The sequence below is a fragment of the Streptomyces kronopolitis genome (assembly GCF_014646275.1).
GTDB lineage: Bacteria > Actinomycetota > Actinomycetes > Streptomycetales > Streptomycetaceae > Streptomyces > Streptomyces kronopolitis.
Genome location: NZ_BMND01000028.1, coordinates 87,511 through 103,139, shown reverse-complemented (window position 1 = coordinate 103,139; position 15,629 = coordinate 87,511). Strand labels below are relative to the sequence as shown.

Annotated in this window: 12 protein-coding genes; 9 read left to right on the top strand and 3 right to left on the bottom strand. The window is 71.7% G+C overall.

Annotated features, from left to right (window positions below):
- Positions 1-70: 70 nt before the first annotated feature.
- A complete protein-coding gene (locus IEY78_RS25610) occupies positions 71-718 on the bottom strand; it encodes a TetR/AcrR family transcriptional regulator (protein ID WP_189102116.1) in 648 nt (215 codons plus the stop codon).
- 162 nt (positions 719-880) lie between these two features.
- Here IEY78_RS25610 and IEY78_RS25605 point away from each other — a divergent pair, with 162 nt between their 5' ends.
- From IEY78_RS25605 to IEY78_RS25585, 5 genes are all read left to right on the top strand, one after another.
- On the top strand, positions 881-2,107 hold the full coding sequence (locus tag IEY78_RS25605; RefSeq protein WP_189102115.1) for an acyl-CoA dehydrogenase family protein: 1,227 nt from the start codon (positions 881-883) through the stop codon (positions 2,105-2,107).
- Between the two features lie 346 nt (positions 2,108-2,453).
- On the top strand, positions 2,454-4,235 hold the full coding sequence (gene gcl / locus IEY78_RS25600; protein WP_189102114.1) for a glyoxylate carboligase: 1,782 nt from the start codon (positions 2,454-2,456) through the stop codon (positions 4,233-4,235).
- Between the two features lie 225 nt (positions 4,236-4,460).
- A complete protein-coding gene (locus IEY78_RS25595) occupies positions 4,461-4,688 on the top strand; it encodes a hypothetical protein (RefSeq protein WP_189102113.1) in 228 nt (75 codons plus the stop codon).
- A gap of 248 nt (positions 4,689-4,936) precedes the next feature.
- Positions 4,937-6,460, top strand: coding sequence for an AlkA N-terminal domain-containing protein (locus IEY78_RS25590; protein WP_189102112.1), 1,524 nt, complete (start codon positions 4,937-4,939; stop codon positions 6,458-6,460).
- Positions 6,457-6,966, top strand: coding sequence for a methylated-DNA--[protein]-cysteine S-methyltransferase (locus tag IEY78_RS25585; RefSeq protein WP_189102111.1), 510 nt, complete (start codon positions 6,457-6,459; stop codon positions 6,964-6,966). Before IEY78_RS25590 ends, IEY78_RS25585 begins: the two co-directional genes overlap by 4 nt.
- 60 nt (positions 6,967-7,026) lie before the next feature.
- On the opposite strand, the gene IEY78_RS25580 is transcribed toward IEY78_RS25585, so the two are convergent.
- On the bottom strand, positions 7,027-7,791 hold the full coding sequence (locus IEY78_RS25580) for an SDR family NAD(P)-dependent oxidoreductase (protein ID WP_189102109.1): 765 nt from the start codon (positions 7,789-7,791) through the stop codon (positions 7,027-7,029).
- Between the two features lie 96 nt (positions 7,792-7,887).
- Positions 7,888-8,853 carry a ScbA/BarX family gamma-butyrolactone biosynthesis protein gene (locus IEY78_RS25575; protein ID WP_268240326.1) on the bottom strand — a complete coding sequence of 322 codons (966 nt, stop codon included), beginning with the start codon at positions 8,851-8,853 and terminating at the stop codon, positions 7,888-7,890.
- Positions 8,854-9,039: 186 nt separating this feature from the next.
- On the opposite strand from IEY78_RS25575, the gene IEY78_RS25570 reads away from it, so the two are divergent.
- The 4 genes from IEY78_RS25570 (at position 9,040) to IEY78_RS25555 (ending at position 15,597) form a co-directional block, all read left to right on the top strand.
- Positions 9,040-9,714 carry a ScbR family autoregulator-binding transcription factor gene (locus IEY78_RS25570; RefSeq protein WP_189102105.1) on the top strand — a complete coding sequence of 225 codons (675 nt, stop codon included), beginning with the start codon at positions 9,040-9,042 and terminating at the stop codon, positions 9,712-9,714.
- Positions 9,715-10,444: 730 nt separating this feature from the next.
- Positions 10,445-12,901 carry an MFS transporter gene (locus tag IEY78_RS25565; RefSeq protein WP_189102103.1) on the top strand — a complete coding sequence of 819 codons (2,457 nt, stop codon included), beginning with the start codon at positions 10,445-10,447 and terminating at the stop codon, positions 12,899-12,901.
- 605 nt (positions 12,902-13,506) lie between these two features.
- Positions 13,507-14,229, top strand: coding sequence for a DUF4232 domain-containing protein (locus IEY78_RS25560; protein ID WP_189102101.1), 723 nt, complete (start codon positions 13,507-13,509; stop codon positions 14,227-14,229).
- Between the two features lie 279 nt (positions 14,230-14,508).
- Positions 14,509-15,597: an NADH-quinone oxidoreductase subunit B family protein gene (locus tag IEY78_RS25555; protein WP_189102099.1), complete on the top strand. Its 1,089-nt coding sequence runs from the start codon at positions 14,509-14,511 to the stop codon at positions 15,595-15,597.
- The last annotated feature ends 32 nt before the right edge of the window (positions 15,598-15,629 follow it).

Sequence of the window (15,629 nt, the reverse complement as noted above, 5' to 3'; positions counted from 1 at the left end):
CCGTGGGCCGCGGCGGCGGGGGCCGCCGGCCGCTGAGCGACACCCGGCCCGCCCCCGCACGGGCCGCAGCTCAGAAGCCGGGGCCGCCCGCCCGGTCCTCGACCGCGGCCAGCTGACCCCAGAGCAGATCGGCCAGCTGTGTGACCAACTGCTCACGGGTGCACGGGCGTTCGCGCAGCCACCAGTCACCTGCGCCGTGCATCATGCCGACGATGCCGTGTCCCCAGACCCGTGCCGTCAGCTCGCCGCCCGGCCCCAGGTCCAGCCGGTCGGTGATCACCTTGGCCAGCTCCTCGCCGAGCCGGCGCAGCAGCGGGGCGGAGTGCCGTCCCACGTCGAAACCGGTCTCGGGCGCGGTGTCCCCCTCGGCGGGGTGCATCAGGAAGCGGTAGACCTGCGGCTGGCTCTCGATCGCGAGCAGGTAGGCGTCGAGGGTGGCCTCGACCCGGTCGCGGCGCAGGACGGGGGCGTCCAGCGCGGTGGCCAGATTGGCCAGCAGGGCGTCGGTGTGCCGCAGGGCGAGCGCGCGGTACAGCCCGCCCTTGTCCCCGAAGTGCCGGTAGAGGATCGGCTTGGTGATGCCGGCCTCGGCGGCGATGGCGTTCATCGAGGCATCCGGGCCGTCGCGCAGCACAATGCGCTCGGCGGCTTCCAACAGCTCCCGCCGCCTGTGCTCGGTCGTCGACTGCTGGCGGCCGCTGCGCTCGGTGCGTTCCATGGTCGTGCTCCCCACCCTTGTGAATCTGTGGCGCTGGCGCAACGTAACACCCGTTCTCCGCGGCGAATTCGTCCGCAGGGGGAGTTGACATCCCCTACTGGCGAGTAACACACTGCGGGTTACCGCTAGTAACATCGTACGGCGTGCAGCACTGGAGGGGACATGGCCGAGTTCACCATGGAGCTCAACGATGAGCAGAAGGAAGTCCGCGACTGGGTCCACGGCTTCGCCGCGGACGTCATGCGCCCCGCCGCCGCCGAATGGGACGAGCGCGAGGAGACTCCCTGGCCGGTGATCCAGGAGGCCGCCAAGATCGGTCTGTACTCGCTGGACTTCTACGCCCAGCAGTTCTTCGACCCCACGGGCCTGGGCATCCCCATGGCCCTGGAGGAGCTGTTCTGGGGAGACGCCGGGATCGGCCTGTCGATCGTGGGCACCGGACTCGCGGCCGTCGGCGTGCTCGCGAACGGCACCGAGGAGCAGATCGGCACCTGGGTCCCGCAGATGTACGGCGATGTGAACGACGTGAAGGTCGCCGCCTTCTGCTCGTCGGAACCGGACGCCGGCTCGGACGTCGCCTCGATGCGCACCCGCGCGGTCTACGACGCGGCCAAGGACGAGTGGGTGCTCAACGGCACCAAGACCTGGGCCACCAACGGCGGCATCGCCGACGTCCATGTCGTCGTCGCGGTCGTCGACGCCGAGCTGGGCTCCAAGGGCCACGCCTCCTTCATCGTGCCGCCGCGGACCCCCGGCCTCTCCCAGGGGCAGAAGTTCAAGAAGCACGGCATCCGTGCCTCGCACACCGCCGAGGTCGTCCTGGAGGACGTCCGCGTTCCCGGCCACTGCCTGCTCGGCGGCAAGGAGAAGCTCGACGAGCGCCTCGCCCGCGCCCGCGAGGCGGTCAAGAGCGACGGCGAGCGGGTGAAGAACGCCGCGATGGCCACCTTCGAGGCCTCGCGTCCGGCCGTCGGCGCGATGGCGGTCGGCACCGCCCGCGCCGCCTACGAAGAGGCCATGGAGTACGCCCGGACCCGCACGCAGTTCGGCCGCCCGATCATCGACAACCAGGGCGTGGCCTTCCAGCTCGCCGACATGCGCACCCAGATCGACGCGGCCCGGCTGCTGGTCTGGCGCGCCTCCTGGATGGCCGCGACCGGCAAGCCCTTCACGTCGGCCGAGGGCTCCATGTCCAAGCTCTTCGCCAGCGAGGTCGCCAAGAAGGTCACCGCCCAGGCCGTGCAGATCCTCGGCGGCAACGGCTTCACCCGCGAGTACCCGGTCGAGCGGATGCACCGCGACGCCGCGATCTACACCATCTTCGAGGGCACGAGCGAGATTCAGCGACTGGTGATCGCCCGGACGCTGGCGGGGGTGCCGATTCGCTGACATAGCGTCAATTTGTCGTGCCGCCGGTGCACTTGACCTCTGAGGGAGGTCGGGGGCGCCGGCGGTTTCGTGTGTGGGGGTGCTGTGCGTCCGCCTCCAGGGCGGTGGCGTCCACGGTCGCCGCTCAGCCGCGTAGCGGGCCTCTGCCCGTGCGCGGCTTTCGCGTTTTTGGTGCCGGTTCGGCGGCGCCGCTCGCCGGGTGCCTCTTGCGGGCCACCTCTTGACGGGCGGTACGCCTCGCTCTACGTTCCTTCCGTAAAGCAAAATATGTATTCCGCTATACGGAATTATGGACTCTGGCCCCGTGCCGGAGCGTGCCCGTGACAGGTCGATGCAGGAGTACGCGATGCCTCGAATGACAGCCGCCCGCGCCGCGGTGGAGATCCTCAAGCGGGAGGGCGTGCGCCACGCCTTCGGTGTGCCGGGCGCCGCGATCAACCCCTTCTACGCGGCGCTCAAGAGCGCCGGCGGGATCGACCACACCCTCGCGCGGCATGTCGAGGGCGCCTCGCACATGGCCGAGGGCTACACCCGGACCCACCCGGGCAACATCGGCGTCTGCATCGGCACTTCCGGCCCGGCCGGGACGGACATGATCACCGGCCTCTACTCCGCGATCGGCGACTCGATCCCGATCCTCTGCCTCACCGGCCAGGCCCCGACCGCGGTGATCCAGAAGGAGGACTTCCAGGCCGTCGACATCGCCGCGATCGCGGGGCCGGTCACCAAGGCCGCGACGACCGTGATGGAGGCCGCGCAGGTCCCCGGTGTCTTCCAGCAGGCGTTCCATCTGATGCGCTCCGGCCGCCCCGGCCCGGTCCTGATCGACCTGCCGATCGATGTCCAGCTGACCGAGATCGACTTCGACCCGGAGACGTATGAGCCGCTGCCGGCCTTCAAGCCGGCCGCGACCCGCGCCCAGATCGAGAAGGCCCTCGCGCTGCTCGCCGCGTCCGAGCGTCCGCTGATCGTCGCCGGCGGCGGGGTCATCAGCGCCGACGCATCCGAGCTGCTGGTCGAGTTCGCCGAGCTGACCGGTACGCCGGTCGTCCCCACCCTGATGGGCTGGGGCGTCCTCGCCGACGATCACGAGCTGCACGCCGGGATGGTCGGCCTGCAGACCTCGCACCGCTACGGCAACGCGAACTTCCTGGAGTCCGACTTCGTGCTGGGCATCGGCAATCGCTGGGCCAACCGCCATACCGGCAAGCTGGACGTCTACACCCGCGGCCGCACGTTCGTCCATGTCGACATCGAGCCGACCCAGATCGGCAAGATCTTCGCTCCGGACTACGGCATCGCCTCGGACGCCAGGGCCGCCCTGGAGCTGTTCGTCGAGGTGGCCAAGGAGCACAAGGCCGCTGGCGCGCTGCCCGACCGCGGAGCCTGGGCCGCCGCCACTCAGGAACGCAAGGCCCGGCTCCAGCGCCGTACGCACTTCGACGATATCCCGATGAAGCCGCAGCGCGTCTACGAGGAGATGAACAAGGCCTTCGGCCCGGAGACCCGCTATGTCACCACCATCGGCCTGTCCCAGATCGCCGGCGCGCAGATGCTGCACGTCTACCGGCCCCGCCACTGGATCAACTGCGGCCAGGCCGGGCCGCTCGGCTGGACCCTCCCGGCCGCGCTGGGGGTCGCCACCGCCGACCCGGCGACGCCGGTCGTCGCGCTCTCCGGTGACTACGACTTCCAGTTCATGCTCGAAGAGCTGGCGGTCGGCGCCCAGCACCGGATCCCGTACATCCACGTGCTGGTGAACAACGCCTATCTGGGGCTGATCCGCCAGGCCCAGCGCGCGCTCGACATCGAATTCCAGGTGAACCTGGAATTCGAGAACATCAACTCGCCGGAGCTGGGCGTCTACGGCGTGGATCACGTCAAGGTCGTCGAAGGGCTGGGCTGCAAGGCCATCCGGGTCACCGACCCGAGCGAACTGGGCGCCGCCTTCGAGGAGGCGAAGAAGCTGGCCGCCGAACACCGCGTCCCGGTCGTCGTCGAGGCCATCCTGGAGCGGGTCACCAATATCTCCATGGCGGCCGCGGAGATCGACAAGGTGAACGAGTGGGAAGAGATCGCGACCGAGCCCGGCCACGCCCCGACGGCGATCAAGCCGCTCAAGGTCTGACGGGGGGTCGGTCGGGTGCGGTGGGTGGGCCCGCGGCTCTGCCCCCTCCGCCGGAGTGACCGTCGTCACGTCACCCCCGTGGAACGCCCCTGCTCTGTTTACCGTTCAATTGAGTGTGGGCGCTGAAGAAGCGCTCACCCGCGAGCCCCGACCGGTCCCCCCGTCCGGCCGGGGCTTCCGCGTGTCCGGCGTGCGGGAGCGCGGAGCCCGGCGCAGGCTGGAGGCATGACCGAGCATCCGCCTGTCATCGTGCACCCCCCGACGCCGTCCGGCGGGCGGCGGGTGACCGTACGTGGGCAGATCGTCGGCCTGGCGCACGGCCGCGGCGATGTCGCCGAGTTTCTGCGCCGCGCGGGCGTGGCCGGGCAGGCCGAGGACATCGCGCTCGACGACCCCGGCCTCGTCGAATGGCGCGGTGGCTCACTGGACGACTGGCCGATGCCGCCCGCCTGAAGCGGCCGGTCACCGAGCACATCAGCGCGCCCGACATGCCTGCCATGTGCCGGGCGCTTCGTCGTCAATGGGCTTGCCGGCGACGGGCGTTGGCCGCGGATTCCGTGCCGCCGGCCCGTACCTGATCCGGTCCGTGCTCGGGAGCAGTCCCCACGCCTTGGCGGTCGGCGCACGCCCGCCCCGGCCCCCGGAGCGCCACGTCCGATTTCCGCCAGCGCCCCGCCCTGACCTGCGGCACAGTGGACACCGTGAGCAACGAGGACAGCAGGTACGAGGCGGTACGCAGCAGGGACGCCAGATTCGACGGCGCCTTCTTCTTCGCGGTGTCCACGACCGGCATCTACTGCCGGCCGAGCTGCCCGGCCACCACGCCCCGCCGCCGCAACGTCACCTTCTTCCCGACCTCCGCCGCCGCCCAGGGCTCGGGCTTCCGTGCCTGCCGGCGCTGCCGCCCCGACGCGGTCCCCGGTTCCGCGGAGTGGAATGCCCGCGCCGATGTCGTCGGGCGGGCGATGCGGCTGATCGGTGAAGGGGTGGTCGACCGGGAAGGGGTCAGCGGGCTCGCCGCCCGGCTCGGCTACAGCGCCCGGCAGGTGCAGCGGCAGCTGAACGCCGAGCTGGGCGCGGGCCCCGTCGCCCTGGCACGGGCCCAGCGCGCCCATACCGCCCGGGTCCTGCTGCAGACCACCGGCCTGCCGGCCGCCGACATCGCCTTCGCGGCCGGCTTCGCCAGCGTGCGCCAGTTCAACGACACCATCAAGGAGATCTACGCCCTCACCCCGAGCGAGCTGCGCGCCGCCCGCCCCGGGAGGACCACCCGGTACGGCCCGGTCGCCCCGAGCGTCACGGCGGGCACGCTGCCACTGCGGCTGGCCTTCCGCGGCCCGTATGCGGCGCGGCCGCTCTTCGACCACCTCCAGCGGCGTGCGCTCACCGGCATCGAGGAGGTCAGCGGCGAGCCCGGCGCCCGCACCTACCGGCGCACCCTGCGGCTGCCGCACGGCGCCGGAATCGCCGAGGTCGACGAGGTGACCGGCGACGGCTGGCTGAACTGCCGGCTGCGCCTGACCGAGCTGCGCGATCTGACCACCGCGAGCCAGCGGGTGCGTCGCCTCTTCGATCTGGACGCCGACCCGTACGCGGTGGCCGAGCGGCTCGGCCGGGACCCCGTCCTGGCGCCGCTGGTGGAGCGGTGTCCCGGCCTGCGGGCACCGGGCACCCCCGACCCGCACGAACTCGCCGTCCGCGCCGTGCTCGGCCAGCAGGTCTCGGTCGCGGCCGGCCGCACCCTCGGCGGCGCACTGGTCGCCGCCCGCGGCGAGCCGCTGCCGGAGCCGTCCGGTGCGCTCACCCACCTCTTCCCGCGGCCCGAGGACCTGTCACAGGCCCCGCTCACGGAGCTCGGCATGCCGGAGTCGCGGCGGGAGGCCCTGCGCACGCTCGGTGCCGCGCTCGCCGACGGCACCGTCACCCTGGACGCCGGAGCCGACCGGGACCGTACGGAGCAGGCACTGCTCGCCCTGCGCGGCGTCGGCCCGTGGACCGCCGCCTACATCCGGATGCGCGCGTTGGGGGACCCCGATGTCCTGCTGAGCGGCGATGCGGCCGTACGCGCCGGCATGCGGCGGGCCGGGATCCCGGCGGACGCCCTGGCGGCGCACGCCCATGATTGGCGCCCCTGGCGCTCGTACGCGATGCACCACTTCTGGAACACGCCGGCCACGGATCCGGCGACCGACCGACCATCCACTACGGAAGGCACAGGATCATGACGCTCTACACCACCCTCGACAGCCCGCTGGGCGAACTCCTGCTGGTGGGCGAGGAATCGGCCACCGCACCGGGCGGCACCGCGCTCGCCTCGCTGTCCCTGCCCGGCCAGAAGGGCGCCGCCACCGTCCAGGACGGCTGGACGCGCGACCCTGACGCCTTCGCCGCGATCGCCGAGCAGCTGCGCGCGTACTTCGACGGCACGCTGACCCGCTTCAGCATCGAACACCTCACCCGGGGCACGGACTTCCAGCAGCGGGTCTGGAAGGCCCTGGAGGCCGTGCCGTACGGCACCACGACCACCTACGGGGGGATCGCCGCCGAGATCGGTGCGGCGCGCGGCGCGGTGCGCGCCGTCGGCACCGCGATCGGCGCGAACCCGCTGCTCATCATCCGCCCCTGCCACCGCGTGATCGCCGCCGACGGATCCCTCTCCGGCTACGCGGCCGGCCCCGCGCCCAAGCGAACACTCCTCGGCATCGAGGGCGCCGCCCCGGACGCCGCCTGAGCTGAGGCTGGGCCGGCCGGCGCCCTGGCCGGACACTCTGCGAGACCGGCCCGAGACGCCTCAGAGCATGGAGCCACCGGTGACGTCGATGCGCTGGCCGGTGATCCAGCGGGAGTCGTCCGAGGCCAGGAACGCGGCGACGTCCGCGATGTCCGTCGGCCGGCCGATCCGGTTGAACACCGAATAGGCCGCCAGCGCGGCCCGGCCCTCGGGGGTGGCCCTGCGCGACGCGGTCACATCGGTCTCGACCCAGCCGGGGGCGAGGGTGTTGACGGTAATCCCGCGCGGGCCGAGGTCCTTGGCGAGGGCGAGCGTGAGGGTGTCCAACCCGCCCTTGGAGACGCTGTAGGCGATCTGCGCCGGGTGCGCCGTACTGGTCACCGCCGACGAGATGTTGATGACGCGCCCGCCGTCCCGCATCCGGCGCAGACCGTGCTGGGCGAGGAAGAACGGGGCCCTGATGTTGACCGCGAGGGTGCGGTCGAACTCCTCGTAGGTCACCTCGTCGATGCGCCCGGGAAAGTTGAGCGCCGCGTTGTTGACGAGGATGTCGAGGCCGGGTTCCGCACCGGCGGCCGCGAGTTCGGCGTCGAAGGCGGCGAAGAGGGCTTCGACGGCGCCCGGAGCGCCCAGTTCCGCTCCGACCATGAAGGCCCGCCCGCCCGCGCCGACGATGTTTTCGACGGTTTCCTTGGCCGCGGTGTCATTGCTGCCGTAGTGGACGGCGACCAGCGCGCCGTCCCCGGCGAGTCGCTGGGCGATGCCCCGGCCGATGCCCCGGCTGGCTCCCGTCACCAGTGCGGTCTTTCCCGTGAGGTCACCCATGATGTGAGGGCCTTTCGTGTACTGAGGAGAACGTGCTGCCGCCCACCGGGGGACGGGGGCGCGTGCGGCGGCCGTCGGCGCCGGCGGGCGGTCGTTTCAGGGGCGTGCGTCGAGCGCCGTGAGGGTGGAGTGGAACACCGGTTCGCCGTCCTGGGAGCCGGTGACCTGGACGGTCGTGGTGCGGGGGAGCGCGGACGGGACGCGTCGCGCCTCGATGACGCAGGGGGTGCCGTGTTCCGCGTAGCGGCGGAATTCCGTGCCGAAGGCGTACGGGATTAAGGCCTGGGGCGCGGCCAGCGTGCGGGCGGCCTGCTGCGCGGCGTCGAGCAGCAGCATGCCCGGGATGTGGTCATTGGCGGGGTTGACCATCGCGGCGTGGCCGGGCGGGATGCGCAGCTGCCACCGGGCGGGCCGGCCCGTGGGGGCAAGCAGGACATCGCTGTCGTGGGCGCTGCCGGTCAGCTGGTGCGGGATGGGCGTGGCGAGCGGGGCGGGGGCGTGGCGGGCGGTCAGCCGCGCACCGCGGATCCGGCGGTAGACGGCCGGGGAGGTGACGGTGACGTCGGAGTGGCCCGTCGCGACGATCCGGTCCGCCCTGCGGAGGGTCATGTCGAAGTGGCCGCTGGTGAGCGTGCCGGACCGGAAGCGCATCCGGCTGCAGCGGACCTCGACCGTCAACCTGGTCGGTCCCTCGCCAACCGCCAGATGTTCGGGATGAGTTGTGTACACCAGGTCACCGAGGATGAAATGGTGCCCGACCGGAACGCCCAGCTCGGTGTGGCACAGCAGCAGCCCGGCCTGGCGGATGGTCTCGCCGGTGAGAATGAGGTGGTGGCGGCCGTGCACCGGGGTGAAATACCCGTGGTCGTGGGGCCATCGGGCGGTCAGCGAGAAATGGGAGGCGTCCCGCCGGCGCCACGAGGTGACCAGAATGTCGTCGACGCGCGGGCGGTGCACGAACTCCCGGGGAACACAAGGGCCTCGGTGGTCTCCGGTTGCGGCATGGTTCCGGGCCAGGGGTGTCTGATGTGCCCTGGGTGGAACAGCGCCGCTGACGTGCATCGTGTCGCTCATGACTGCCCCCAGGCGTCTCAATGGGATGAGGTCCGGCGCTGTTAAGATACGTACCATCCGGTTTTATTTTCAATGCCGGGCGGCGAAACGGAGCAAGTAGCTGGCTCAGCGGCGACTTGAGCGGTAGCTAACTGATGCGGAACGTGAAAAACATCAAGAGACAGGAGGCGTCCTGTGGCACAACAGGACCGCGCTATCCGGACCCGGCGACTGATCCTGGAGGCGGCCGCTTCGGTCTTCGACGACCTCGGCTACGACCGTGCGACCATCGCCGAGGTCCTCGAGCGCGCCGGCGTGACAAAGGGCGCCTTGTATTTCCATTTCGCCTCGAAGGAACAGCTCGCCCTGGCCGTACTCGATGAGCATGTGACGGATATCGCCGTCGAGCCGCAGAAAATCAAACTCCAGGAATTCGTCGACGCGGGCCAGGTGCTGGCGTACCGGCTGCGCAGCGACCCGATCCAGCGCGGAGCGGCCCGATTGGCGGTCGAGCAGGGGTCCAACCACCTTGACCGCAAGCAGGGGATGATCGCGTGGACGCGGTTCGTCGAAACCCTGCTGAACCAGGCGAGGGATCGCGGTGAGGTGCTGGAGAGCGTCGCGGTCACCGAGACCGCCGAACTCTTCGTCGGCGCGTTCGCCGGTCTGCAGCTGATGTCGAACGCCCTGACCAACCAGGCCGATCTCAGTCACCGCCTGACGGTGTTCTTCCAACACACCCTTCCCAGCATCGCGGTGCCGGCCGTGCTCGCCAAGCTCAAGCTGGATCCGGAGCGCGGCGCGGAACTCGATGCCGCGCTGCAACGCAAGGGCCGCCCGGCCGTCGAGGCCGAGGTCGCGGTGAGTTGAGCAGCCGCGTCGACCGGTGCCGGCGGGGGCGGGGCGACAGGTGCGGACCGGGGTGATTCGGTTCAGGGCGGGCGGTTCGGGGCGTGTGGGGCGTGCGGCGCATTCAGGGGGCGGGAAAATACCGCGCAGTCGGTGTTGTGCGCCGGCTGTGTGGTCGAGTCGTGTGCGAAGTGTGCAGGTCGTTGGGGTATCGGCCGGAGTGGGAGGCGTCGCGGAAGAACCGCGGCGCCTTTCGCCGTTGACGGGTCTGCCAGTGGGCGCTGCCAACCGGAACGCGGGCGCGAGGTACGGCGATCGCTGTCCGGGCGGGACTGTCAGTGGTGTGCGGTTCACTGGTTGTGCGGGGTCGGTGGATTCCGCGTTCACGACGAGGCCGGGGGAGGCCCGATGAACGGGGCGGGGGAGAGTGCGGGGCGCTGCCGCGTGAGGCAGATCACGGCCCTGTGGGCGAGATTCCGGCCGGAGTGGCGGAATAGTGCTCCTGGATAACGCGTTCGTCATGCACGTATCAACGGCCTGACCGCACCGGCGTCCGAGGGCGCCCCCCACACCCCGCAGGCCCGCCGCCTACCCCTGCCCTCCCACCACCGCCACTCGCCCCTGCTCATCCTGCTCGCCTTACGCGATCCCGCCCGATCCTCCCGATCCGCCTCACCCTGCTCATCGTGCTCACTTCGCTCTGCCACGCCTGAAGACTCCGCGCCCCTCTGCCGCCCTGGAGGCCACCCGCATGACCCGGACGACGACGGACCAGCCAGCCGGAAGGACGGCGCCCCTCGCCGCAGCGCCCCCGATGCCCGACCGGGCCGCGGGCGGGCAGCGCAGAGCCGGCGGAGCCATCGTCCCGGTGCTCGCCTTCGCCGGCATCACCGTCGCGGTGATGCAGACGCTGCTCGTGCCGGTCATCAAGGACCTGCCGGTGCTCCTCAACACGGCACCCAGCAACGCCACGTGGGTCCTGACCGCCACGCTCCTCGCCGGTGCCGTCGCGACGCCGATCATGGGGCGCCTCGGTGACCTGAACGGCAAGCGGCGGATGCTGCTGGCCAGCCTCGCCATCATGGTCGTCGGCTCGCTCATCTGCGGATTCACCGACGACCTGGTCACCATGATCGTGGGCCGGGCGCTCCAGGGCTTCGCCATGGGCGCCATACCCCTCGGTATCGGCATCATGCGGGACGAACTGCCGCGGGAGCGGCTCGGCTCGGCGATGGGGCTGATGAGTTCCTCGATCGGGGTCGGCGGCGGACTCGCGCTGCCGGTCGCGGCCCTGGTCGCCCAACACGCCGACTGGCACACCCTGTTCTTCGGCGCCGCCGGGCTCGGCGTGCTGTCGATCGTGCTCACCCTCCTCGTCGTGCCGGAGACCGCGGTCCGTGCCCAGGGGCGGTTCGACGTGGCCGGTGCCCTCGGGCTGTCGGCCGGGCTGGTGGCCCTGCTGCTGCCCATCACCAAGGGCGGCGACTGGGGCTGGGGTTCGCCCACCACCCTCGGATTGTTCGGCCTCGCGGCGCTGATCCTGGTGCTGTGGGGCGTGATGGAGCTGCGCCTGCCCGATCCGCTGGTCGATCTGCGGACCACCGCCCGGCGCGAGGTTCTGCTGACCAACCTCGCCTCGATCACGGTCGGTGTGGCGTTCTACGCGGTCTCCCTGGTCATGCCGCAGCTGCTCCAGCTGCCCACGTCCACCGGATACGGGCTGGGCCAGTCGATGGTGGTGGCCGGGCTGTGCATGGCGCCGCTGGGGCTGACGATGATGTGCGTCGCCCCGCTGTACGCGCGGATCGCCGCCCGGCGCGGCCCCAAGGCCACACTGCTGCTGGGCATGCTGGTCATCGCGATCGGCTACGGCGCGGGCCTGGGCCTGATGAGCGCCGCCTGGCAGACCGTCATCATCGCGGTGGTCCTCGGCGCCGGAATCGGTCTGGCGTACTCCTCGCTGCCCGCACTGATCATCGGCGCCGTCGACCCGTCCGAGACCGGCGCGGCCAACGGCCTGAACACCCTGATGCGTTCGATCGGCACCTCGGTGTCCAGCGCGGTCATCGGCATGGTGCTGGCCCATATGTCCACGAGTGCGGGTCGGGTCACGATCCCGACGATGGCCGGCTTCCGGGTCTCCTTCCTGATCGCCACGGCCGCGGTCCTCGTCGGCGTCGCCCTGGCGTCCTTCCTGCCCTCGCAGGGGAAGACGTCCCGCCCGGCCCTGGTCGCGCAGGGCACGGACGGTACGGCGGACGTGGAGCACGAGGAGGCTCCGATCAGCCGGCGGCGTCCGGAGGGTGTGGCGACGGTGCCCCACGCGGGTGAACGGCAGGCCGCCCCCGTGGCCACTGGTTCGTCCGTGGCGGGTTCCTCCGGGGGTGGTTCCTCCGCGCCTGGTACGCCCGTGGATGTCGGGGTGGCCGAGCGCGTGGCCGGATTCCACGGCCGGGTGGCCGACGCGTCCGGCGCGCCGGTCCCGGGGGCGAGCGTCACCCTGATCGACCGTCAGGGCCGCCAGGCCGGTGTCACCACGGTCGGCGCCGACGGCCGTTATGCGCTCGACGCGTCCACGGCCGGCACCTACGTTCTGACCGCCGCCGCGCCCGGCCACACCCCGCACGCGGCCTCCGCCACCAGCCGCGGCGCGCAGGCCCGGCACCAGGTCGACCTGATCCTCACGGCTACCGGCCGGCTGCACGGCACCCTGTCCGGCGGCCCGGACGGCAGTGCGCTGGGCGACGGGAGCATCGTCGTCACCGACGCCCGGGGCGAGGTGGTGGCCCGCACGGTCTCCGACGCCGAAGGAGGCTGGGAGGTCACCCAGCTGCCGCCCGGCTCGTACACCCTGGTGCTCGGCGCCCCGGGGCACCGGCCGCAGGCCCGTGCGCTGGACCTGTCCGGCAGCGCCCCCGAACGGCAGGATGCCCGGCTTCAGCCGGCCGCGACGGTCCGTGGCACGGTGCGCGGGCCGGGCGGTGAGCCACTCGCCGACGCCGCCGTGACCCTCGTCGAGGACGGCACGGTCGCCGGGCACACCGTCACCGGCCCGGACGGCGTCTTCGCCTTCGCCGAGCTGAGCGGCAGTCACTACACCCTCACGGCAGCCGGATACCCGCCGCACGCCGCACCGATATCCCTGGCCGGCGGCGCCGACGAGTCCCTCGACCTGGAACTCACCCAGCCGTCGTCGGCCACCGCCTGACGCAGGCGCAGGCGCAGGCGAGCCGGGGCCCGGCTCCGACAGCGGCCCGATCACCCTGCGGGCCAGCCCCCTCCCGGCCCCGGTCCGGGAGGGCGGCCTGCCGCCGCCCATCAGCCTCGTCGCCCGGGGTGCCGGTCGGCGCCGGGGCGCGCGGTCGTGCGCCCGTTCCCGGGACCCGGGGCGGGCGTGCCCGTCCCCGGGCGGGGTGAGTGGCACCTGCGCGGCGATCCGGTTCCCGGTCCGCAGAACACCGGTGTCCGCCGGGGACGGGGGACGTAGCGGAACCGGCCATCGGACGAGGCCCCGGGGCCGATGGGGCGGTCGGGGGCGGTGGGGCGGAGGAACCCGTTCCGCGGAACGGCCGAACCCGGTGGTGCCCTGTCCGCAACTCGGGGGTTTTCTGCGAGTCTGAGCGGCACGCCCGCAATCCGGGCTGGTCACGGCCGGTTGCCGGGTCATCGGCGTGCCGGGTACACGGAGTCGTTAGCGGTGTGTTAGTGCCTCGTTAGCGGACCAGCAGTGACCGGGGCCACATTGGAGAGAGGCAACGGACGGACCGCACACCTTCCACGACCGCTCGCACCTACCAGACGAGGGGGACACTCATGTCGCTCACCATCAAGAAGCCCGGCCGCGGCCGCCGTGTCGCCGCAGGATCGCTGATCGCCGTCGCCGCGCTCGGGCTCTCCGCCTGCAAGGGCGGGACCGATGCCGCATCCCGCCCCTCGTCGGCCGCCTCCGCCACGTCCAGCGACACCGGTCAGGGCAGCGGCGCCCAGGCGTCCGGCGGACAGTCGCCCGGCGCCAAGCCGCAGTCCTCCACCCCGGGCGGCCACCGGCCCCCGGCCGCACCCAGCGTGACACCGAAGGGCACGGTCCCGCGCACCACCCAGTCGCACAGCTCGGCGATGGGGGCGTCGGACCGTTGCACCGCCGCCGCCATGTCGCTGCGGCTGGGCCGCGCCGACGCCGGTGCGGGTAACATCCGTTACCCCCTCATCTTCACGAACAAGGGCAAGAAGGCCTGCACGCTGCGCGGGTTCCCCGGGGTGTCGCTGATCAACCGGGACGGCTCGGCGGTCGGCAAGCCCGCCACCCGCGCGGCCGGCGCCGGCGGCGTCGTCCGGCTCCAGCCGGGGCAGAGCGCGCACGCCGTGCTGCACACCGTCAACGAGGGGGTCACGGATACCCCGTGCTGGGCCAAGTCGCAGATCGTCTACGTCTACCCGCCCGGCTCCAAGGAGCCGATGACCACGGGCAGTGACGGGCTGCGGGTGTGCGGCGGCCGGTTCGACGTGACCGCCGTGGAGCCCGGAGCCCTGGGCTGACGACCGCAGGGCAGGAGCAGGGCGCCCGACGGCCTCCCCGCACCACGGCCCTCCCGCACGACAGCACGCCCCCGGCGCACGAGACGCCGGGGGCGTGCTGTCGTCCGTCATCGACCAGAGGCCATCGACCAGCGCCCGCCGCCCGCCCCCCCCCGGCGGTCGGGTGGCACGTCACCGCAACGGCCCCTTGCGACCGCCCCTTCCCTCGGGATCGGTGTTACCAAGGTGGATGGAAGCCTTGAATGAGTGCTTTTGTTGCATATCTGCCTAGGAGACTCCATGTCCGCAGCTTCGCGTGCGGCCACTCAGGTCGCTGCCAACGGAAAGCCGTCCGCCGAGGACGAGTCCCCGATCCACGTTCTCTGGATCAACGCCGGCCTGAGCTGCGATGGTGACTCCGTGGCGCTCACCGCCGCGACCCAGCCGAGCATCGAGGAGATCGCGCTCAGCGTGCTGCCGGGACTGCCCAAGATCGCGGTCCACTGGCCACTGATCGACTTCGAGTGCGGTCCGGTCCAGGGCGCGGACAACTTCATCGAGTGGTTCTTCAAGGGCGAGCGCGGCGAGATCGACCCGTTCGTGCTGGTCATCGAGGGGTCCATCCCCAATGAGTCGATCAAGCCGGAGGGCTACTGGTGCGGCTTCGGTGACGACCCCGAGACCGGCCAGCCGATCACCACCAGCGAGTGGATCGACCGCCTGGCGCCCAAGGCCCTGGCCGTGGTCGCGATCGGCACCTGCGCCACGTACGGCGGTATCCACGCGATGGCCGGTAACCCGACCGGCGCCATGGGCGTGCCCGACTACCTCGGCTGGGACTGGACCTCCAAGGCCGGGATCCCGATCGTGTGCGTGCCCGGCTGCCCGATCAAGCCGGACAACTTCTCGGAGACGCTGACCTATCTGCTCTACCAGGCGGCCGGTTCGGCGCCGATGATCCCCCTGGACGACCAGCTGCGGCCGACCTGGCTCTTCGGGTCGACCGTGCACGAGGGCTGCGACCGGGCCGGCTACTACGAGCAGGGCCAGTTCGCGACCACCTACGACTCGCCCAAGTGCTCGGTGAAGCTCGGATGCTGGGGTCCCGTGGTCAAATGCAACGTGCCCAAGCGGGGCTGGATGGACGGCATCGGCGGCTGTCCGAACGTCGGCGGTATCTGTATCGCCTGCACCATGCCCGGCTTCCCCGACAAGTTCATGCCGTTCATGGACGAGCCGCCCGGCGGCAGGGTCTCCAGCACCGCCAGCGCCGCGTACGGCAGCGTCGTCCGCCGGCTGCGCGGCCTCACGGCCAAGACCGTCGACAGCGAGCCCAAGTGGCGCCATCGCGGCGATCAGCTGACCACCGGTTACCGGAAGCCCTGGTGACCGCGCACCCGTAGCCGTCCGGACACCTGGAC

Excerpts from the sequence above, each read along its gene's own strand:
- IEY78_RS25610 (WP_189102116.1), bottom strand. The coding sequence starts at position 718 with ATGGAACGCACCGAGCGCAGCGGCCGCCAGCAGTCGACGACCGAGCAC.
- IEY78_RS25605 (WP_189102115.1), top strand. The coding sequence starts at position 881 with ATGGCCGAGTTCACCATGGAGCTCAACGATGAGCAGAAGGAAGTCCGC.
- gcl (WP_189102114.1), top strand. The coding sequence starts at position 2,454 with ATGCCTCGAATGACAGCCGCCCGCGCCGCGGTGGAGATCCTCAAGCGG.
- IEY78_RS25595 (WP_189102113.1), top strand. The coding sequence starts at position 4,461 with ATGACCGAGCATCCGCCTGTCATCGTGCACCCCCCGACGCCGTCCGGC.
- IEY78_RS25585 (WP_189102111.1), top strand. The coding sequence starts at position 6,457 with ATGACGCTCTACACCACCCTCGACAGCCCGCTGGGCGAACTCCTGCTG.
- IEY78_RS25580 (WP_189102109.1), bottom strand. The coding sequence starts at position 7,791 with ATGGGTGACCTCACGGGAAAGACCGCACTGGTGACGGGAGCCAGCCGG.
- IEY78_RS25575 (WP_268240326.1), bottom strand. The coding sequence starts at position 8,853 with ATGCACGTCAGCGGCGCTGTTCCACCCAGGGCACATCAGACACCCCTG.
- IEY78_RS25565 (WP_189102103.1), top strand. The coding sequence starts at position 10,445 with ATGACCCGGACGACGACGGACCAGCCAGCCGGAAGGACGGCGCCCCTC.
- IEY78_RS25560 (WP_189102101.1), top strand. The coding sequence starts at position 13,507 with ATGTCGCTCACCATCAAGAAGCCCGGCCGCGGCCGCCGTGTCGCCGCA.
- IEY78_RS25555 (WP_189102099.1), top strand. The coding sequence starts at position 14,509 with ATGTCCGCAGCTTCGCGTGCGGCCACTCAGGTCGCTGCCAACGGAAAG.